Source organism: Mycetocola reblochoni REB411 (assembly GCF_900163835.1).
In the GTDB taxonomy this organism is placed as follows: domain Bacteria; phylum Actinomycetota; class Actinomycetes; order Actinomycetales; family Microbacteriaceae; genus Mycetocola_B; species Mycetocola_B reblochoni.
Map to the genome: position 1 here is coordinate 1 of NZ_FUKR01000055.1, position 19,725 is coordinate 19,725.

The following is a 19,725-nucleotide window of genomic DNA, read 5'->3' on the forward strand; positions in this document are numbered from 1 at the left end:
GCCCGCCGAACCTTCCCCGCCGGACCCGCCGCATTCCGACCCTGGCCGGCCGTGGAACCCTCACCGCCCTGGCCGGCACGGCCGTGCTGGCGCTCGCCGTGACCGGCTGCACCTCCGACGGAGGGGCGGGCCGGGCCGAGGACGACCTCGCGGCCTCCGAGGCGCTGCGCCCCGGCTTCCACTACTCGCCCAGCGAGGGGAACATGGCCGACCCCAACGGCCTGCTCTGGTCGGGGGAGGAGTTCCACCTCTTCCACCAGCAGGACGGGACGTGGGCGCATGCCGTCGCGCCGGACCTCGTGCACTGGGAGGAGCAGCCGACGGCCCTCGAGCACGACGAGCTCGGCCAGGCGCTGTCCGGCAGCGCGGTCATGGATCCCGACAACACCAGCGGGCTGTTCCCCGACACCGGCAGGGGCATGGTCGCCGTCTACACGAACACCGAGGGTGGCGAGGCGCAGAGCATCGCCTACAGCAGCGACGAGGGCCGCAGCTGGGAGCGCTACGACGGCAACCCGGTGGTCGCCAACGACGGCAGGACCGACTTCAGGGACCCGAAGGTGTTCTGGCACGAGCAGACGGCGGCGTGGGTGATGGTCGTGTCCGCCGGGTCCGCGGTCGAGATCCTCACCTCGGACGACCTGATCGACTGGGAGCTACGCTCCGAGTTCGGCCGGGACGAGGGGCTGCATGCGGCGGTGTGGGAGTGCCCCGAGCTGTTCCCCCTCGCGGTCGACGGCGACCCGGACGACACCCGCTGGGTCCTCGCGGTGAGCGTGGGCGACAACGAGGAGACGGGCGGCTCGACCGCGCAGTACTTCGTCGGTGACTTCGACGGGGAGACCTTCCACAACGGCTCCGCGCCGGACGAGGTGCGGATCACGGACATGGGTCAGGACTTCTACGCGGCGCAGAGCTTCTCCGGCGACCCGGAGGACCGGCGCGTCTGGCTCGCCTGGGTCGGCAACTGGCGGCACCCTTACGGCACGCCGACCGAGGGCTGGGCGAACCACATGAGCGTTCCGCGCGAGCTCTCGCTCGAGTCGGACGGGGACGACGTCGTCCTCGTCCAGCGGCCCGTCGCCGAGCTCGACGGCCTGCGCGGCGAGGCGGTCACGGTCGAGGACATCGCGATCGACGGCTCCGTGCCGCTGGATGTGGCGGGGCGCAGCCTCGAGTTCGAGGCGGAGATTGAGCTCGGCGACGCCGACGCTGCCGGTCTGAGCGTCTTCGAGGGTGACGCGGGCGGGAGGGAGCAGCGGTTCCGCATCGGCGCGGACGCCGCGGCGGGCGAGTTCGTGCTCGACCGCTCCCACGCGGGGATGGACGCGGTACGCGGTGCCGACGGCGAGGCCGATCCCGATCCCGCGCCGGAGACGCGCCGATCCGCGGCATGGGAGCCGGTCGAGGACGGCGTCCTGCGCGTCCGCGGCTACATCGACCAGTCCTCCGTCGAGGTGTTCGTCGACGACGGCCGGCTGAGCGGCACGATGCTCGCCTACCCCGACGCGGGCAACGACGGAATCTCGCTGTACAGCGAGGGCGGCACGGCCAGACTGGTGTCGCTGACCGTCTACCCGATGGACGCGATCCGCTGAGACGCGCCGAGACCGGCGAGCCAGCGGACCACGTCGGCGGCGGGTGCTGAGGGCGCGGCCCGCCACCCCGTCCCCGCCCAGAGGTGGACGCGTTGAGCGTCGCCGACGGCGGCCGCCGCCATGCGCAGCGGCCGGGTCAGGTGATGGACCGCAGGACAGGCGGTGGGGGCGTCGGCGCCGTGCCTGTCGGTGAAATCCGAGCGGAGCGCACGCGCGGGCCGTCCGGTGAAGGCGCGGGTCACCACGGTCTCGGTGACGGAGGGGTCGCGGAGAGCCGCACGGTGGACGGCGCCCGTTCCCGCCTCGTCGGTCAGCAGGAACATCGTCCCGGCGGCGACCGCCTCGGCGCCCGCATCGAGCAGCCGCTCCACCTCCTCGGGCCCGTCGACACCGCCCGCGGCGACGATCGGGAGCGGCGTGACCGCGGCCACGCGCCGCACGACGTCTGCCGTGCCGACCTCGGCCGGCGCGGGGCCCCCGGCGTCGTGCCGCGCGGAGTGGCCGCCGGCGCGCGGCCCCTGCACGACGATGCCGTCGGCTCCGACGCCGGCCGCGGCCGTCGCCTCGTCGGGGCTCGTGACGGAGATCAGCACCCGGGTGCCCGCCCGCTGCAGTGCGGCGACGTCGTCGCGACGGGGGAGGCCGAACGTGAGCGAGACGACGGGGACCCGGCGGTCCGCGAGCAGCGCGAGCTTCTCCGCCCAGCCGTCGTCGTCGAAGTCGGGGACCTCGCCAAGCGGTGCGCCCAGCGCGTCCGCGTCCTCGCGCAGGCTCTCGCCGTAGCGCCGCACCGCGTCGCGGTCGACGCGCTGCCGCTCGTCGGGGACGAAGAGGTTGACGCCGAAACGGACCCCCGCCGCCTGGAGCCGGTCGATCTGCTCGGCGAGGGCGCCCGTCGCGGCGTATCCTCCGGCGAGGAACGGGAGACCGCCCGCCGCGGCCACCACCAGCGCGAGCTCCACGGTGCTCGGGCCGCCGGCCATCGGTGCGGCGACGATCGGCAGCTCGCAGCCGATCAGCCCGTGGGTCACCGTGGCCCCGTCGCGGACTGCTGCTGCTCGGCGATGGACGCCCAGTCCTCGTCTGCGCGCCCGTCCGCGATCGCCTGGTCGAAGGCGCGGCGCAGTACCTCCCCGACCGGCAGCGTCACGCCGGTCCGCTCCGCCACGTCGAGGGCGAGGTGCAGGTCCTTCCGGCCGAGCGTCGTCGTGAACCCGGCCGGCGTGTACTCGTGTGCCGCGATCAGCGCGCCGTAGGACGCGTACGCCGGTCCCTGGAAGAGGGTCGAGGACAGCAGCGTGATGAGCTCGGCCGCGTCCACGCCGCTGCGTTCCGCGAGGCTCACCGCCTCACCCATCGACTGGATGGCGCAGGCGATCAGGTAGTTGCCGAGGATCTTGACGATGCTGGCCTGCTCGGCGCGCTCGCCCATCGGCCAGCTGCTCGCCCCGATGACGTCGAAGACGGGCTGCACGCGCTCGCGCAGCGCGGCCGGACCGCCGACGATGACGGTCAGCCGGCCCGCTTCGGCCGCCGCGACCCGCCCGAACACCGGGGCAGACAGATAGCCCACGCCGTGCTCGGCGTGCACGGCGGCGGCACGACGGGCCAGCTCCGTGCTGACCGTCGCCATGTTGATGTGCACGCTGTCCGCCGGCGCGTGCGCGAGCACGTCCGAGTCGAGGAACAGCTGCGCGAACACCTCATCGTTCGAGACCATCGAGATCACGGTCCCCGTCGCGAACGCCTCGGCGAGCGTGGGGGCCGCCGTCGCTCCGGCGGCGACGAGCTCCTCGACGGGCCGGGGGGAGCGGTTCCACACTGTGACCTCGTAGCCGGCGCCGAGCAGGTTGTGGGCGATGGGGCGCCCCATCGCGCCGAGTCCGATGACGGAGATGCGTGGCATGGCTGGTCCTTTCAGCGGTGAACGGGAGCGGGTGGACGCCCGAGCCCATGGTAGGACGACCGAGCCCGGCCACATCCGCGACGGGAGCGGCGCCGCCGCGCAATATGTCACCGCGTGTCGGCGTGACTGCGGGGCCGTCCCGCACCTTGGGTAGCGTCCAGGGAGCGACGATGACGGAGGGTGGCACGGATGCCTAGTGAGCGGGACTACCAGGAGACGGCGGAGCGGTTCAGGCCGGTGTTCGCCCGGATCGGCGTGGACGCGCTCGACCGCGAGCGTGCCGAGGCGCGCGCCGACATCCAGCTGGACTGGCTCATCGAGGCGGGGTTCGCCCGGCTGCGCGTCCCCGCCGACCTCGGAGGGGACGACGTTCCCCTGTCCTGGGTGATGCGGCTCATCGCGGAGCTCGCCGAGGTCGACCCGAATCTGGCGCACATCTGGCGCAACCACTTCTCCTTCGGCGAGGACCGCCGCCACGACCGGTCCGACCCGCGCACGGACGACTGGCTGCGCCGGCTCGGTGACGGCGAGATCGTCGGCGGAGGGTGGAGCGAGCCGGGCGCGTCCGCCGGCGGGCAACCGCAGACCCGCATCCGCGTCGACGCGGAGGGTCGGTGGCGCCTCAGCGGCACGAAGTACTACGCCACGGGGAGCATCTACGCGCGCTGGACGACCGTGCTCGCCCTCGATCCGGACGGGGAGAAGGTCGTGGTGCTCGTCGCGACCACGGCCGACGGGGTGCAGGTCGGAGACGACTGGGACGCCTTCGGGCAGCGGGTCACCGGCAGCGGCTCTGTCCGCTACGACGACGTGCTCGTCGACAGGGCGAACGTCTTCTCCTACGCGACCCGCTACGACTACCAGGGGCACTTCTACCAGTCCGTGCTCAACGCGCTGCTCGTCGGCATCAACCGGGCGGTGCTGGCGGAGGGGGCGGCCGCGGTCAGGGCCCGCCGCCGTTCGCACCCGGACGCGACGACGCCCGTGCCCGCGGAGGACCCGCAGCTGCTCGAGGTGCTCGGTCGCGTGTCGACGGCGGTGTACGCCTCCGACGCGGCGTTCGAGCGGTCGCTCGCGGCCGTCGACGCAGTGGTCGACGGTGAGGGGCGGGGGGACGGGCGTGCGCTGGAGCGGGCCTGGACGAGCGTGGCGCAGACCCAGGCGATCGTGATCGACCACGTCCTCGACAGCGCGACCCGTGTGTTCGACGCGCTCGGCTCGTCGGGGACCTCGCTCGGTCTGTCGCTCGATCGGCACTGGCGCAACGCCAGGACGCTCGCCTCGCACAACCCCAGGGTCTATCGGCTCCGAGCCGTGGGGGAGCGGGCGCTCGCCGACTCGGCCGAGGCGGACGGCGTCTAGCGGCGGCCCCGCGCGGGCAAGACGAGCCACCGGCGACGGCGGCGGCAAAAAACTTTCCTCGATTCCGTGACGTTTCGGCTCCGTCTCCGTCCCGTTGATGAAGCACATCGGATCACCCACCGTTACCGCCGGTGACGCCGCACCCAGGTTCGGCTACGCGGCGGGCGTACGGTGGGAACACCACGGGGTGATCGACCCCGCGGTCTCGACGAAAGGTGGAACGCATGAGTGCATCGGACAAGATCCAGAACGCCGCGCAGGACCTCGCGGGCAAGGCCAAGGAGGCCGCCGGCAAGCTGAGTGACAACGGCAAGCTCGAGGCCGAGGGCAAGCTCGACCAGGCCAAGGCCGACGCGAAGAAGGCCGGCGAGGACATCAAGGACTCGTTCAAGTAGGCCGAGACCATCGGGGCCGGGGTGCACTGCACCCCGGCCCCGATGCGTGTGTCGCGGTCGGATCCGTCGCCGCACGTGCGAGGCGCCCCGCTTCGCCCCTAGACTGGAGCCGACACATCGTCCGCCGCAGGCCGTCCCTGCGGCTTTTGCTTTTTCGCGGCTTCCGCCCGCGCGCCGACCCGTCCGCGGGTGGCACCGCGGTCTCCGGCGGAACGGTCGCCCCCACCACACACGTTCACGAGGAATCGAGGTTTCTGTTGCCGCTCATCGAACGCAGCACCACTCCGCGGAACCTTCCGATGGCGATCCTCGCGCTCGCCATCGGCGGCTTCGGCATCGGCGTCACCGAGTTCGTCGTCATGGGCATCATGCCCCAGATCGCGGAGGGCATCGGCGGGACGGAGGCGGATGTCGGCCACGGCATCTCGGCCTACGCGCTCGGCGTGGTGGTGGGAGCCCCCGTCATCACCGCGCTGGCCGCGAAGGTGGGCCGCAAGCGGCTCCTGCTGGCGATCATCGTGCTGTTCATCGTCGGCAACGGCCTGACGATCTTCGCGACCGAGGTCCCCACCTTCCTCGCCTCCCGCTTCCTGTCCGGGCTGCCGCACGGCGTGTACTTCGGTGTCGCCTCCGTGACGGCGGCAAGCATGGCCGACCCCGACCGCCGCGGCCGGACGATCGCGAAGATCTTCCTCGGGCTGACGATTGCCAACCTCGCGGGCGTGCCTGCGGCGACCTGGCTGGGGCAGGCGTTCGGCTGGCAGACCGCGTTCATGATCGTCGTCCTGATCGGCGTGATCAACCTGCTCGCCGTGCTCATCTGGGTGCCGGCGGGGCCGGTGCGCTCGGACGCGTCGATCACGCGTGAGCTCACCGCCCTGAAGTCCGGTCAGCTCTGGCTCGGCCTGATGATCGGTGCGATCGGCTTCGCGGGGATCTTCGCGGTGTACAGCTACATCACGCCCATCGTCACCGGTGTGTCCGGTGTCCCCGAGGCGCTCGTTCCGCTCATCATGGCGCTGTTCGGCCTCGGGATGACCGTGGGGACGATGTTCGGCGGCCGGCTCGCCGACTGGTCCGTCGACCGCTCGATCATCATCGCGCTGATCGCGATGGCCGTTGTCCTCGGGCTGTTCGGCGCGTTCGTCCACATCACCTGGGTCGCGTACGTCGGTGCGTTTGTGCTGGGCGTGTGCTCTCAGCTGCTCGGCCCTCCGGTGCAGATCCGGCTGATGGACTCGGCGCCGCAGGCGCCGTCGCTGGCCGCGTCGATGCACCACGCCGCCTTCAACATGGCCAACGCCATGGGTGCGGCGGCGGGTGGCTTCTTCATCGCCAGGCAGATGCTGGTCGCTCCGGCGTGGGCCGGTGTCGGCTTCGCTCTGGCGGGACTGCTGGTGGCGGTTCTGACGATGCTCGTGCCCCGGAAGAGGATCTTCCGGCGCCGCTACCAGGTCGACACCACCACGGGGTCGATCGCCATCGTCCCGATGGACTGACGCGGGCTAGGTCCCCGGGCCGAGGCGGACGACGCGGCTGCTGGCCCGGTCGATGCGCCACCACACGATAAAGCCCACGGCCGTGAACGCCCCGTAGAACACGTACATGAACGCCGAGGCGTAGTACCCGGCGCTCAGAAGCAGCGGGACGCCGACCGCGTCGACGGCGATCCACACCAGCCAGAACTCGACCCACCCCCTGGCCATGCCGTACGTCGCCAGCAGCGAGCCCATGAAGATCCAGGCGTCGGCCCAGACGGGCTCGTACGACTCCAGCGCGCGGAAGACGGGCGTCAGCACGAGGGTCCCGCCGACCAGGGCGACGACGAGGCCGATCCGCTGCCGGCCCGAGGCCCACTGCGGGGTGACGGCCGCGCCGTCGGAGTGGCGGTTGCTCCGCCACGCGAACCAGCCGTAGACGGACACGGCGATGAACATGAGCTGACGCCCCGCCTGGCCGAGCAGGTTGACCGGGTTGGGCGTGTGGAACACCGCGCCGAGGAAGACGGTGAGCAGCAGCAGGTTGCCGACGATGCCGATCGGCCAGGCCCAGACCTTGCGCCGCATGCCGCCGAGTGCCGAGGCGAGCCCGAACACGTTGCCGACGATCTCGCGCCAGAGGACGGTCTGGTCCCCGATGGTCAGGGTGGCGTCGAAAAGCCAGAGGATGGCGTCCGTGGTCGTGTCCCTTCCTGTCGGGCCGGCCGGTCGGCGGTCGCCCTGTGCTGGTCGGGGGCGGCTCAGTCGCCCCGTGCCAAGTATGGCGGACGCTCGTGCGCCTGGTGCTCACCGACGACGCCCCGCTCCGCGCGCTCGGGGGAGCGGCGGGGCGGGGCGTCGGGGACGTGCGAGCCTAGAGCGCGGCGAGCGCGGTGGCGAGCGGCGTGGTGGGCCGGCCGATGAGCCGCGAGAGGTCGCCCGTCGTCTCGGAGAGGTAGCCGGCGGCCGTGTCGGCGTCCAGGGCGGCGGCGAAGCCGGCACCGTCGGCGGGCACGCCCGCGGCGGTGAGGGTGGCCGCGAGCTCGTCGGGGGTCACGCTGGCGTAGCGCACCGGGCGGCCGAGCAGCTCGCTGAGCGTGTCGGCGAACTCGGCGAAGGACCAGGCGACGTCGCCGGAGAGCTCGTAGGTCTTGCCGAGGTGGCTGTCGTCCTGCAGGACGGCGGCGGCTGCGGCGGCGTAGTCGGCGCGGGTGGCGCTGGCGACGCGGCCCTCTCCGGCGGCGGCGGTCACGGTGCCGTGCTCGCGCGCCTCCGCGACGAGGCCGGCGTAGTTCTCGGTGTACCAGCCGTTGCGCAGGAGGGTGGTGGCGATCCCGCTGGCGGCGAGGTACTCCTCGGTCGCCTTGTGCTCGGGTGCGAGGATGAGCGGTGTCGTGGTGGCGTTGAGCACGCTGGTGTAAGCGATCTGGCGCACGCCGGCGGCCGCGGCCGCGTCGATGACGTTCTTATGCTGCGCGAAGCGCTGGCCGACCTCGCTCGAGGAGATCAGCAGCAGCCGGTCGACTCCGGCGAGCGCCTCGCCGAGCGCCGTCGTGTCGGTGTAGGGCGCCACGCGGACCTGGACGCCGAGTTCGGCCAGGGGGGCGGCCTTGTCCGGGTTTCGGACGATGGCGACGATGTCGGCGGGCGCCTGCGTGGTGAGCAGGGTGTCGATGACGTGGCGGCCGAGGTGTCCGGTCGCTCCGGTGACGGCGATGGTCATGGTGTGGCTCCAATCATTAGTTGAACCTTCAACTGACATCACTCTACGACCGATTGGTTGAAGCGTCAACAAACAGCGTACGATTGCGTCATGACCACCCCCCGATGGCTCAGCGACGACGAGCTGACCGCCTGGCTCCGCCTCCGTGCGGTCACCATGCTGCTCCCCGCGGCGATCGACGGGCAGCTCAAGCGCGACAGCGGACTGACCGAGTTCGAGTACTACGTGCTCGCCATGCTCTCCGACGCCAGCGACCGCCGCCTCACCCTCAGCGACCTCGCGTCGCGCACCAACTCGTCGCTGTCGCGACTGTCGCACGTGGTACGCCGGCTGGGCGAGGCCGGCTGGGTGACGAAGGCCACCTGCCCCGATGACGGCCGCTCCACCTTCGCCGTCCTCACCGATGCGGGGATGGCGCTGGTCGAGTCGGCGGCGCCCGGTCACGTCGAGGAGGTCCGCCGACGCGTGTTCGACACGCTCAGCGATGCCGAGCGTGAGGGGCTCAGCGTCGCGTTGGAGCGGATCCTGAGTACTCTTGATCCGGCACACCACCTGACCCGCGACATCGACTAGTCGCGCCGTGCCGCCGCAACGACGCGAGGAGCAGAGAATGATCGCCGGAATCGAGACCGGGGGAACCAAGATCGTGTGCGCCGTGGCCGACGCCGATGCGCCGACCGAGATCGTGGAGACCGTCACGATCCCGACGAGCGATCCGGAGACGAGCTACCTGGCGATCAGGGAGCTCCTCGGGCGCCACGAGGTCGAGGCGGTGGGCCTGGCGTCGTTCGGGCCCGTCGACGTCGTCCCGGAGAGTGCGAACTACGGAACGGTGCTGGCCTCCCCGAAGCGCGGCTGGCCGGGCTTCGATCAGCGGGCGGCATTAGCGGACATCGTCGCGGCACCGCTGACCGTCGTGTCGGACGTCACCGGGTCCGCGATCGGCGAGCTGAGGCACGGCGCGGGCATCGGCTTCGGCTCGATCGCGTACGTGACGGTCGGCACCGGCGTGGGGGTCGGCGCGATCGTCGCCGGCAGCCCCGTCCAGGGCCTCGGGCACCCCGAGCTCGGCCACGTCCTGGTGCGCCGCCACCCCGATGACGACTTCGCGGGGGTCTGCCCCTTCCACGGTGACTGCCTGGAGGGGCTCGCGGCCGGACCGGCCGTCGAGGCGCGGTGGGGCTCGCCCGGCTCGGCGCTCAGCGGCGAGATGCTGGCCTCGGCCGTGGAGCTCGGCGCCTGGTACGTCGCGCAGCTGATGATGACGATCACCCTGTCGCTCTGCCCCGAGCGCATCATCCTCGGCGGCGGCGTGGCCAAGACCCCCGGACTGATGCGTCGCGTGCGCGAACTGACGGCCGTGCTCCTGAACGGATATCTCCAGGATCACCCGGCAGCGGACCCGGACAGCGACTTCATCGTGCCGCCGGGCCTGGGGGACAGGGCCGGCGTGATCGGGGCGCTGGAGTTGGCGGCGGGGGCGCTCGCCCCGCGCGGCTGAGCCCGGCGTCCCGATCGGCCGCGTGCGGGCCGCTCGCCCTGGGTCGCGCATCCTCAATACGCCCAGGGGGATGGGGTATGTTGATCCGATGATCGAGGACATCAAGAAGCGCGCGCTGCATCGGATCCGCATCCTCGAGGGCCAGATGCGCGGCCTCGAGAAGATGGTGGACAACGAGGACTACTGCATGGACATCATCACGCAGTCCCTGTCCATCCAGAAGTCGCTCGGCTCGCTGAACAAGCTCCTCATCGAGAACCACCTGAGGACCCACGTCACCGAGATGTTCGAGGCCGGGGGGCAGCAGCGCGAGGACGCCGTCGCGGAGCTGCTCAAGGCCTTCGAGCTGGGCACCAACCGCTGAGCCCGACGGGCCGCGCTCAGGGCTGGTCGTCGACGGGGCCGAGGAGCCAGGAGGCGACCGTCGCGTGGGCCGACTCGTCGTCGGAGGGGTGGAAGATCCCCGCGAGCACGTCGCGGTACAGACGTCCCAGCTCGGCCGAGCTGGCGTAGCTCGACCCGCCGGCGGAGCGTATCGCCGCGTCCACGACGTCGCGGGCTGTCTCGGTCGCCGTGACCTTGAGCCCGACCAGGCGGGGGAACCAGGACGCCCCGTGGTCGGCGCCGGACGTGACCTCCGCGGTCAACGCGTCCAGCTGCGGCCTGACGCCGCCGAGGGCGATCGCCGCGCCGGCCAGTCGGTGCCTGATATCGGGGTCGGCGCTGAGCGGTCGGCCCGTGCGCTTGGAGATCCGGGTCGAGGCGGCTTCGACGCCGAGCTCGAGGGCGCGCTCGGCGATCCCGGTGTACACGGAGGCGATGAGCAGTTCGAACATGGCGAAGATGCCGAAGACGATCGGGTCCGCGTTGGGCCCGGCGGGGATCCGGCGCAGGACCTGCCCGCGCGGGGCGTGGGCTCCCGTGAGCCTGGTGGTCCGGCTCTGCGTGGCGCGCATCCCCACCGTGTCCCAGTCCTCGGGGCTGGTGATCGTGGCGTCGTCCCTGTGCAGGAGTGCGTACACGATGTGGGGCGCTCCGGGCTCCGACGAGTCCTGGCCGGTGACCCCCAGTCGCGTCCAGGCCGGGGCGAGGGAGGTGAAGATCTTCGTTCCGGTGAAGCGGTACCCGCCGTCGCCGTCCGGCTCCGCGACCGTGTCGGAGCCGAACAGCACCAGGTCGTTGCCCGCCTCGCTCACGCCGAAGGCGAAGATCTCTCCCGCCGCGGCGTCGTCGAGGACGGCGTCGAGTCCTGTGTCCCCCCTGTCGTTGAGCAGCCGGGCGACACCCGTCCAGACCAGGTGCATGTTGACCGCGAGCGCCGTGGCCGGAGCCGCGGCCGCCAGACGGCTCTGAGCACGGGAGACCTCGCTCAGGCTCCAGCCGAGGCCTCCGCGATCCGCCGGTACGAAGGCGCGCAGGTAGCCGGCCGCGGCGAGCTCGGCCAGGTCGTCGTGGGGGAAGGTGTTCGCGCGGTCGTGCCCGGGCGCACGGGAGCGGATCCGGGCGAGCAGGGCGTCGCTGAGCACGTCGGAGGTCATGCCGCCAGCCTACGGCGGACTGGGTAGCTCTGCCCTGTGGGTACGGGCCCTGCGACTGCCCGGGTAGGGCATGATCATCGATGTGCCGGACGGGTCGGTCGTCACCGCCGGACAGCAGTTGTCCTCGCGCGTTTCGCTGGGTGCGCGTCCCTGTCCGGAGTGGGGAGAAGCATGTCACGTCTCATGATCGTCATGGGCAGTATCCGACCCGGTCGCACGGGCCTTCCGGTCTCGCTATGGGCGCTCGACCGTGCGGAGGCGATGGGCGCGTGGCAGAGCGACCTCGTCGATCTGCTCGACTTCGCACCACTGATGTCGGAGGGCGACGTGACCACGCTTCTGCTGCGCGATCCCGATCGCGAACGCTGGCGTCGCCGTGCCGACAGAGCGGAGGCGGTGCTGTGGGTGTCCGGCTCCCCCCTCGGCGGTTACTCGGCGGCGCTGGCCACGGCGCTCGAGCACATCGGAGGCGAACTCGCCGGGGTGCCGTTCGGCAGCGTGCTCTACGGCGCGGCGGGCGATATGACCGCGGCGGCGCACGGCCTGCGGCGTGCCTCGGCGGCCCTGGGCATGCGGGCGGTCGCGGACCCCGTGCTCATTAATGGAGCCGCCGAGCGAATCGAGCACGTCGCGTTCCGGTCGACGCCGCAGGAGGACCTCGGATTGAGGGCTGCGCTCGACGCGTTGCACTCGGCCATCGGGTGAGGGGGCTCGTTTTGCAGGGCTGACCCGGGGCCTCGGTGCGTGTCGAGCCGTCGGCGGTGTGCGCTCAGGAGCTGGGGCTGATCGAGATCGGCTCGGTGTCGGGGATCGGCCCCACCTCGCGTCCGCGCAGATCGGGGTGCCAGCGGCGACCGATGACGGCGCCGAGCAGTGCAGCGACGGCGAAGCCCGATGCCACCCAGAACGCTCCGGCCGCTCCGGTGGTGTCGATCGCGATTCCCGCGAGCGAGGAACCGAGTGCCGCGCCGATCAGCTGTCCCGTTCCGACCCAGCCGTAGGCCTCCGCCGTGTCCGAGAACTTCACCGTCGACGACACGATCGCGAACAGCACGGCCAGCGCGGGCGCGATGCCGAAGCCCGCGATGAGCAGCGCGGCGGACAGTCCCCACAGTCCGGAGAACAGCGGGGTCAGGACGACTCCGACGACGATGATCACGATGCGCGAGGCCAGCGCCCACGGGCCGATCGCCAGGTGGCCGAGCGCCAGCCCGCCGGCGAGGGAACCGACCGCGAAGATCGCCAGCGCGATGCCTGCCTCGCTGCCGCCGTGGCCGAAGTTGGCGACGACGCCGGCCTCCACCGCGGCGATCGTGGCGATCATCAGGAAGCCGACGACGGTGCTCAGCAGGACGGTCGGCCGCTTGAGCACGACGCCGAACGCCCGACGGCTGCGCGGGATGCGCACGCGCCCGAGCTCGGGGAGGGAGATGAACCACAGGCCGCCGAGGACGAGGATGCTTGCCGCGACGAGGATCCCGACGGAGGTGCTGATCTGCATCGCCACGAAGGTGACGACGACGGGGGCGAGGACCCAGATGATCTCCTGCGCGGAGGCGTCCAGGCTGAACAGCCTGGTCAGCTGGGAGGAGTTGACCATCTTCGGGTAGATCGTCCGGACGGCCGGCTGCACCGGGGGAGTGCTCAGGCCCGCGAGGAGGCCGAACACGACATACCCGATGACGGCGAGGGGGACGATGCCGATCACGGTGACCGAGGCCGTGCAGACCACCGTGGTCAGCAGCAGGACGGGGCGCATGCCCCATCGGCCCATCCAGCGGCTGGTGAGCGGGCCGGCGATGGCCTGGCCGATGCTCGTCGCGGCGAGGACGAGGCCGGCGTTCGCGTAGGAGCCCGTCTGCCGCTCGACGTGCATGAGGATGGCCAGGGAGAGCATCCCGCCAGGGAAACGGGCGAGGAGCTGGGCGCTGATGATCCGTGCGACCCCCGGGGTCTTCAGGAGGGTCGAATAGGAGCTCACGGGGGCAAGTCTATGCCCGCCCCCGACACGCCCGAAACGGCTGTCGGCGCTTCTCGCGTTGTCGGTGGTCGGCCGTATGGTCGGGGCTGTGGACGACACGCCGTCGGCCTGCTGTGCTCCCCCGGATTGGTGCGTCGCGAGTGCCTCGCGATCTGTGGGTTTTGCGGTGGATCGATGGTGGATAACCGGTGCGAAACGGTGGAGGAGCTGTTGAAAATGACATCGATGTAACTACTAGCCCTTGGGGTCATCGATTCCGGGGTCAACTATATGTAGTATTGAACTACCGGGGGCAGAGCGAAGACTCACCCCGCTCGACTTCACAAAGAAACCTCCGCGAGAAAGGCCTGAGATGACGATCACGGTTTACACCAAGCCGTCCTGCGTGCAGTGCAATGCAACCTACCGAGCGCTCGACAGCAAGGGCATCGAGTACGACATCCTGGACCTCTCGCAGGACGAGCAGGCGCTCGAAGACGTCAAGGCCCTCGGCTACCTGCAGGCGCCCGTCGTGATCACCGGTGAAGACCACTGGTCGGGCTTCCGCCCCGACAAGATCGAGGAGCTCGCGCAGCGCCTCGCCTGACCCCCGGCCCGCGCCGGGTGGGGAGGCGCATCGCCCTCCGACGCGTCGCGCGGGAGTCGGAATCCGCCGTATCGGCATCGACACCAGAGCTGTAAGGACGCGTGATGTCCTCATCACTGATCTACTTCTCCAGCGTCTCGGGCAACACCGACCGTTTCATGGACAAACTCGGCCGCGGGGGCGACCGGCTTCCGCTGCGCAAGGCCGATGACCCGCTGCGGGCGACCGAGCCGTACGTCCTCGTCACCCCCACCTATGGCGGGGGCGTCGAGGGCGGGGCAGTCCCCAAGCAGGTGATCCGGTTCCTCAACGACCCGGTCAACCGCTCCCTCATCCGCGGCGTCATCGCCGCGGGCAACACCAACTTCGGCGAGGCATACGGCCTCGCGGGGGACATCATCTCGTCCAAGTGCCGGGTGCCGGTCCTCTACCGCTTCGAACTGTTCGGAACCGCCGACGACGTGGACATCGTCGGCCAAGGATTGGATGCATTTTGGCAACGTCTCTCATAGAAGCGCCGGCGATGGACTACCACGCCCTCAACGCGATGCTGAACCTCTACGGGCCGAACGGCGAGATCCAGTTCGACAAGGACCGCGAGGCGGCGCGCGAGTACTTCCTCCAGCACGTCAACCAGAACACGGTCTTCTTCCACACGCTCAGGGAGCGCCTCGACTACCTCGTCGAGAAGGAGTACTACGAGCAGGCCGTCCTCGACCAGTACTCGTTCGAGTTCATCGAGAAGCTCAACGACTTCGCCTACGCGAAGAAGTTCCGCTTCCAGACCTTCCTCGGCGCGTTCAAGTACTACACCTCGTACACGCTGAAGACCTTCGACGGCAAGCGCTACCTCGAGCGCTTCGAGGACCGCGTCGTGATGACTGCGCTCGGGCTCGCCCAGGGTGACGAGAAGCTCGCCACGGCGCTCGTCGACGAGATCCTCGCCGGGCGGTTCCAGCCGGCCACGCCGACCTTCCTCAACACCGGCAAGGCGCAGCGGGGCGAGCTCGTCTCGTGCTTCCTGCTGCGCATCGAAGACAACATGGAGTCGATCTCCCGCGGCATCAACTCGGCGCTGCAGCTGTCCAAGCGCGGCGGAGGCGTCGCCCTGCTGCTGAGCAACATCCGCGAGGCCGGCGCGCCGATCAAGCAGATCGAGAACCAGTCCTCCGGCATCATCCCCGTCATGAAGCTGCTGGAAGACTCCTTCAGCTACGCCAACCAGCTCGGTGCCCGCCAGGGCGCGGGGGCCGTGTACCTCTCGGCCCACCACCCCGACATCCTGCGCTTCCTCGACACCAAGCGCGAGAACGCGGACGAGAAGATCCGCATCAAGACGCTCTCGCTCGGCGTGGTCATCCCCGACATCACCTTCGAGCTGGCGAAGAAGAACGAGGACATGTACCTCTTCAGCCCCTACGACGTGGAGCGCGTCTACGGCGTGCCCTTCGGCGACATCTCCATCTCGGAGAAGTACCACGAGATGGTCGACGACTCCCGCATCAAGAAGACCAAGATCTCGGCGCGCGAGTTCTTCCAGACCCTCGCGGAGATCCAGTTCGAGTCCGGCTACCCGTACATCGTGTTCGAGGACACGGTGAACAAGGCCAACCCGATCAAGGGCCGGATCAACATGTCCAACCTGTGCTCCGAGATCCTCCAGGTCAACACGCCGACGACGTACAACACCGACCTCTCGTACAACGAGATCGGCAAGGACATCTCCTGCAACCTCGGTTCGCTCAACATCGCCCTCACGATGGACTCGCCCGACTTCGGCCGCACCATCGAGACGGCGATCCGCGGACTCACGAGCGTCTCCGACCAGAGCCACATCGAGTCGGTCCGCTCCATCGAGGACGGCAACGACAAGTCGCACGCCATCGGCCTCGGCCAGATGAACCTGCACGGCTACCTCGCCCGCGAGCGCGTCTACTACGGCAGCGAGGAGGGCATCGACTTCACGAACATCTACTTCTACTCGGTGCTCTTCCACGCGCTGCGCGCCTCCAACGCGATCGCGATCGAGCGGAGCCAGACCTTCGACGGCTTCGAGGACTCGCAGTACGCCAGCGGCGAGTTCTTCGACAAGTACACCGACCAGGAGTGGGCGCCCTCCACCGAGCGCGTCCGCGAGCTCTTCGCGAACGCCGGCATCCACATCCCCACCCAGGACGACTGGCGCCAGCTGAAGGCCAGCATCCAGGAGCACGGGATCTACAACCAGAACCTGCAGGCCGTGCCGCCCACCGGCTCCATCTCCTACATCAACAACTCGACCTCCTCGATCCACCCGATCGCCTCGAAGATCGAGATCCGCAAGGAGGGCAAGCTCGGCCGCGTCTACTACCCGGCGCCGTTCATGACCAACGACAACCTGGACTACTACCAGGACGCGTACGAGATCGGCTACGAGAAGATCATCGACACCTACGCCGCGGCGACGCAGCACGTCGACCAGGGGCTTAGCCTGACCCTGTTCTTCAAGGACACCGCGACCACGCGCGACATCAACCGTGCGCAGATCTACGCGTGGCGCAAGGGCATCAAGACGATCTACTACATCCGCCTGCGCCAGCTCGCCCTCGAGGGAACCGAGGTCGACGGCTGCGTGAGCTGCATGCTGTAGACGCGTGACGGCGCCGACGGGTCCCACCCCGCCGGCGCCTCGCCGCGTCAGCGGCACCCGGCCGGCGCACCCCGGCCACGGAATCGGCAGAGAAGGCACGGAAGAAGGAACACAGCACCCATGATCGACAAGCTCAAGCTCGTCAACCACGTCGAGGCCATCAACTGGAACCGCATCGAGGACGACAAGGACGTCGAGGTGTGGAACCGCCTCGTCAACAACTTCTGGCTGCCGGAGAAGGTGCCGCTGTCCAACGACGTGCAGTCCTGGAACACGCTGACCGAGCAGGAGAAGCTGCTCACGATGCGCGTATTCACCGGGCTGACCCTGCTCGACACCATCCAGGGCACGGTCGGCGCGGTCTCGCTCATCCCCGACGCGCTCACCCCGCACGAGGAGGCGGTGTACACCAACATCGCGTTCATGGAGAGCGTGCACGCGAAGAGCTACTCGTCGATCTTCTCCACCCTGGCGTCCACGCCCGAGATCGACGCGGCGTTCCGCTGGTCGGTCGAGAACGAGAACCTTCAGAAGAAGGCTCAGATCATCATGGACTACTACCAGGGCGACGACCCGCTGAAGCGCAAGGTCGCGTCCACGCTGCTGGAGTCGTTCCTGTTCTACTCGGGCTTCTACCTGCCGATGTACTGGTCCAGCCACGCCAAGCTGACCAACACCGCCGACCTGATCCGCCTCATCATCCGCGACGAGGCCGTGCACGGCTACTACATCGGCTACAAGTTCCAGAAGGGCCTCGAGAACGCCAGCGAGGAGCGCAAGCAGGAGCTGAAGGACTACACCTTCAACCTCATGTTCGAGCTGTACGAGAACGAGGTGCAGTACACGCAGGACCTGTACGACGGTGTCGGGCTGACGGAGGACGTCAAGAAGTTCCTGCACTACAACGCCAACAAGGCGCTGATGAACCTCGGCTACGAGGCGATGTTCCCGAAGGAGACCACCGACGTGAACCCGGCGATCCTGTCGGCGCTGTCACCGAACGCGGACGAGAACCACGACTTCTTCTCCGGCTCCGGTTCCTCCTACGTCATCGGCAAGGCCGAGGCCACCGAGGACGACGACTGGGACTTCTAAGATTTCTTCCTAGAGGCCCCAGGTAAATACCTGTTCACGCCCCTGATCCGCGAATTTTCGCAGATCAGGGGCGTTTTCGTGTCTCCAGTCAACAAGACAGAGGAGAACAGAGATGAACAGGAATACCCATTCAGAGAGGCACGTAGGGGGCACGCGCCCACCTTCCACACGGGAGCGGAGGTGCTCGCCTACCCGAATTTCTGGTTTGCGTGCCCTCCAGGTCGTGCCCCAACGTGCCCTTCGGCTGGTGGAGAAGGCCTTCAGATCCGCTGAATTAGGCGGATCTAGAGCCTGTCTCGGCGCCAGGGGCACGAAGGGGCACGACGGCCCACAGGAGTCCGTTCGAGTCCATGGGAGGGCATCATGAGTACCACGGCGCAGAGCAACGCCGCAGCAAAACGCGAAGCATGGGGAAGGCTGCGAAAGCTTCCCTCCGGCCGGTGGCAGGTCCGTTACCCAGGACCAGACGGAACGACCTACACGGCTAGAACTGATCAGGATAAGCCGCTCACGTTTCTCACGAAAACGGATGCCCGCACCTGGCTGGCCGGGGTGCAGACGAAGATGGCGCGGGGGCTGTGGGAGCCACCGGAGGAGATCGCAGCCAAGCTTGAAGCCGAGCTGGCAGTCGAACAGGCGCAGTCGTTGGGCTTCGAGGAGTACTCCAAACGTTGGCTTGAAATGATCCGTACCGAACCTAATCGCAGCGGTAAGAAGCGGGCGGTTGGGACGGTGCGCTCGTACCAGGGGAAGGTCACCGGCTATCTCATTCCAGAGTTCCGAAACACTCCGGTGCGTGAGATCGACGCCGCCCGCATCAAGGTGATGACGGATCGGCTTGACCAGATCCCCGCACCGCTGAATCCGAACTCGAAGTTCAACGGCATCACGAGGCCGGTGCTCATCGTGCTCATGATGATCCTTCGGCAGGCAGCACGAGACGGCATCATCCCCGCGGCGCCAAACGTGTCGGTACCGCGGCAAGAGTCGGTGAGACACGACGCAGACCACGACGCGGGTGAAGACGTTGCAAATCCCATACAGGTTGAAGCACTGTACGAGGCGGTTCCAGATCAATGGGCTATGGCGGTGCTGCTCGCGGCATGGTGTCAGCTGCGCCGGGGTGAGTGCCTCGGTCTGCAGCGTCGTGACATCGAGTGGCACGACGACGGAAGCGCCACCCTGCATGTGCGACGTCAGCTCAACGCCAACACCGGTGGCTACACCGACCTGAAGAGCGAGGCTGGTAGGCGATCCCTCAGCATCCCGAAGCTCATGATTGATCGACTGCAGCAGCACTTGGACGACTACGTTTCGTCCGATGCGAAGGCGCCGGTACTTCCCGCCGACCGTTGGGGGAGCATCCCGCTCTCGAACACCCGGTGGGGATACATCTGGGCTGACGCGCGGGATGGAGTAGCGGGGCTGCCCCACCGCTTCAGGTTTCACGACCTGCGGCACACGGGGCTCACGATCTTCGCGCAAGAGGGGGCGACGCTCGCGGAGCTGATGCGACGCGGCGGTCACGCTGACATTCACATCGTGTTGCGTTACCAGCACGCCACGATGAATCGAGACCGGGAACTGGCTGACCGTATGAGCGATCGTGTCAGCACGAGCATTGCCCGAGCGAAGAAAGAAGGCGACGGTGGCGAGGAGACCTAACCGGACAGCTGCGGACACCTGTGGAGTGACACTCATTCGCTTACAGGGAGGTAACACCATGATTGCCCGCAACCCATCCGATGCATCCGAATCCGCGTTGGTACCATTGGCGGTCGCAGCCGAGAATCTCGGAGTTTCGGTCAAGACCATCAGACGTCGAATCGCTGACGGCACCGTCCGCGGATATCGGGTCGGGCGCCTCATTCGCGTTGACCTCGACGAGCTTCGACAGAGTCTGGTCGTAGAGATGCCGACGGCAAGGTAGGAG

General features: G+C 68.9%; 20 protein-coding genes. 14 read left to right on the forward strand and 6 right to left on the reverse strand.

The window, feature by feature from the left end; genetic code table 11:
- The coding region (locus FM119_RS09605; protein ID WP_087137556.1) for a glycoside hydrolase family 32 protein at nucleotides 1-1,598 on the forward strand (1,598 nt) is incomplete at its 5' end.
- Here FM119_RS09605 and FM119_RS09610 read toward each other — a convergent pair.
- Both FM119_RS09610 and FM119_RS09615 read right to left on the reverse strand, forming a co-directional pair.
- On the reverse strand, nucleotides 1,574-2,629 hold the full coding sequence (locus FM119_RS09610) for an NAD(P)H-dependent flavin oxidoreductase (protein WP_245827421.1): 1,056 nt from the start codon (nucleotides 2,627-2,629) through the stop codon (nucleotides 1,574-1,576). The two genes, FM119_RS09605 and FM119_RS09610, sit on opposite strands and share 25 nt — an antisense overlap.
- Nucleotides 2,626-3,504, reverse strand: a complete 879-nt coding sequence (locus FM119_RS09615) for an NAD(P)-dependent oxidoreductase (protein WP_087137558.1) — start codon at nucleotides 3,502-3,504, stop codon at nucleotides 2,626-2,628. Before FM119_RS09615 ends, FM119_RS09610 begins: the two co-directional genes overlap by 4 nt.
- Before the next feature lie 189 nt (nucleotides 3,505-3,693).
- Here FM119_RS09615 and FM119_RS09620 point away from each other — a divergent pair, with 189 nt between their 5' ends.
- The 3 genes from FM119_RS09620 to FM119_RS09630 all read left to right on the forward strand — a co-directional run bounded on the left by FM119_RS09620 (nucleotide 3,694) and on the right by FM119_RS09630 (nucleotide 6,760).
- Nucleotides 3,694-4,866 carry an acyl-CoA dehydrogenase family protein gene (locus FM119_RS09620; RefSeq protein WP_087137560.1) on the forward strand — a complete coding sequence of 391 codons (1,173 nt, stop codon included), beginning with the start codon at nucleotides 3,694-3,696 and terminating at the stop codon, nucleotides 4,864-4,866.
- A 224-nt stretch (nucleotides 4,867-5,090) separates the two neighbouring features.
- Nucleotides 5,091-5,261 carry a CsbD family protein gene (locus tag FM119_RS09625; protein WP_087137562.1) on the forward strand — a complete coding sequence of 57 codons (171 nt, stop codon included), beginning with the start codon at nucleotides 5,091-5,093 and terminating at the stop codon, nucleotides 5,259-5,261.
- A gap of 299 nt (nucleotides 5,262-5,560) precedes the next feature.
- Nucleotides 5,561-6,760 (forward strand): MFS transporter, encoded by a 1,200-nt coding sequence (locus FM119_RS09630; RefSeq protein WP_218778763.1) that lies wholly within the window; start codon nucleotides 5,561-5,563, stop codon nucleotides 6,758-6,760.
- A 6-nt stretch (nucleotides 6,761-6,766) separates the two neighbouring features.
- Here FM119_RS09630 and pnuC read toward each other — a convergent pair whose 3' ends face one another.
- A complete protein-coding gene (gene pnuC / locus FM119_RS09635) occupies nucleotides 6,767-7,429 on the reverse strand; it encodes a nicotinamide riboside transporter PnuC (protein ID WP_087137564.1) in 663 nt (220 codons plus the stop codon).
- A 184-nt stretch (nucleotides 7,430-7,613) separates the two neighbouring features.
- On the reverse strand, nucleotides 7,614-8,462 hold the full coding sequence (locus FM119_RS09640) for an SDR family oxidoreductase (protein ID WP_087137566.1): 849 nt from the start codon (nucleotides 8,460-8,462) through the stop codon (nucleotides 7,614-7,616).
- A 90-nt stretch (nucleotides 8,463-8,552) separates the two neighbouring features.
- On the opposite strand from FM119_RS09640, the gene FM119_RS09645 reads away from it, so the two are divergent.
- From FM119_RS09645 to FM119_RS09655, 3 genes are all read left to right on the forward strand, one after another.
- On the forward strand, nucleotides 8,553-9,035 hold the full coding sequence (locus FM119_RS09645; RefSeq protein WP_087137568.1) for a MarR family winged helix-turn-helix transcriptional regulator: 483 nt from the start codon (nucleotides 8,553-8,555) through the stop codon (nucleotides 9,033-9,035).
- A gap of 37 nt (nucleotides 9,036-9,072) precedes the next feature.
- Entirely contained in the window at nucleotides 9,073-9,963 is an 891-nt protein-coding gene (locus FM119_RS09650; RefSeq protein WP_087137569.1) for an ROK family protein, read from the forward strand.
- An 88-nt stretch (nucleotides 9,964-10,051) separates the two neighbouring features.
- A complete protein-coding gene (locus FM119_RS09655) occupies nucleotides 10,052-10,327 on the forward strand; it encodes a metal-sensitive transcriptional regulator (protein ID WP_087137571.1) in 276 nt (91 codons plus the stop codon).
- Between the two features lie 16 nt (nucleotides 10,328-10,343).
- On the opposite strand, the gene FM119_RS09660 is transcribed toward FM119_RS09655, so the two are convergent.
- Nucleotides 10,344-11,501 carry an acyl-CoA dehydrogenase family protein gene (locus tag FM119_RS09660; RefSeq protein ID WP_087137573.1) on the reverse strand — a complete coding sequence of 386 codons (1,158 nt, stop codon included), beginning with the start codon at nucleotides 11,499-11,501 and terminating at the stop codon, nucleotides 10,344-10,346.
- 171 nt (nucleotides 11,502-11,672) lie between these two features.
- Between FM119_RS09660 and FM119_RS09665 the strand changes: the two genes are divergently transcribed.
- Nucleotides 11,673-12,206, forward strand: coding sequence for an NAD(P)H-dependent oxidoreductase (locus FM119_RS09665; RefSeq protein WP_087137575.1), 534 nt, complete (start codon nucleotides 11,673-11,675; stop codon nucleotides 12,204-12,206).
- A 64-nt stretch (nucleotides 12,207-12,270) separates the two neighbouring features.
- Here FM119_RS09665 and FM119_RS09670 read toward each other — a convergent pair whose 3' ends face one another.
- The gene (locus tag FM119_RS09670) at nucleotides 12,271-13,482 is read right to left on the reverse strand and encodes an MFS transporter (RefSeq protein ID WP_087137577.1); all 1,212 of its coding nucleotides are present in this window, start codon (nucleotides 13,480-13,482) and stop codon (nucleotides 12,271-12,273) included.
- 352 nt (nucleotides 13,483-13,834) lie between these two features.
- Here FM119_RS09670 and nrdH point away from each other — a divergent pair, with 352 nt between their 5' ends.
- From nrdH to FM119_RS09700, 6 genes are all read left to right on the forward strand, one after another.
- Nucleotides 13,835-14,068 (forward strand): glutaredoxin-like protein NrdH, encoded by a 234-nt coding sequence (gene nrdH / locus FM119_RS09675; RefSeq protein ID WP_087137580.1) that lies wholly within the window; start codon nucleotides 13,835-13,837, stop codon nucleotides 14,066-14,068.
- A gap of 104 nt (nucleotides 14,069-14,172) precedes the next feature.
- Nucleotides 14,173-14,580, forward strand: a complete 408-nt coding sequence (nrdI, locus tag FM119_RS09680) for a class Ib ribonucleoside-diphosphate reductase assembly flavoprotein NrdI (protein ID WP_087137582.1) — start codon at nucleotides 14,173-14,175, stop codon at nucleotides 14,578-14,580.
- An 11-nt stretch (nucleotides 14,581-14,591) separates the two neighbouring features.
- Nucleotides 14,592-16,697 carry a class 1b ribonucleoside-diphosphate reductase subunit alpha gene (gene nrdE / locus FM119_RS09685; RefSeq protein ID WP_087137584.1) on the forward strand — a complete coding sequence of 702 codons (2,106 nt, stop codon included), beginning with the start codon at nucleotides 14,592-14,594 and terminating at the stop codon, nucleotides 16,695-16,697.
- A gap of 120 nt (nucleotides 16,698-16,817) precedes the next feature.
- Nucleotides 16,818-17,792 (forward strand): class 1b ribonucleoside-diphosphate reductase subunit beta, encoded by a 975-nt coding sequence (gene nrdF / locus FM119_RS09690; RefSeq protein WP_087137586.1) that lies wholly within the window; start codon nucleotides 16,818-16,820, stop codon nucleotides 17,790-17,792.
- A 363-nt stretch (nucleotides 17,793-18,155) separates the two neighbouring features.
- On the forward strand, nucleotides 18,156-19,457 hold the full coding sequence (locus FM119_RS09695) for a tyrosine-type recombinase/integrase (protein ID WP_087137588.1): 1,302 nt from the start codon (nucleotides 18,156-18,158) through the stop codon (nucleotides 19,455-19,457).
- 58 nt (nucleotides 19,458-19,515) lie between these two features.
- Nucleotides 19,516-19,722 carry an excisionase family DNA-binding protein gene (locus FM119_RS09700; protein ID WP_087137590.1) on the forward strand — a complete coding sequence of 69 codons (207 nt, stop codon included), beginning with the start codon at nucleotides 19,516-19,518 and terminating at the stop codon, nucleotides 19,720-19,722.
- Nucleotides 19,723-19,725: the final 3 nt, after the last annotated feature.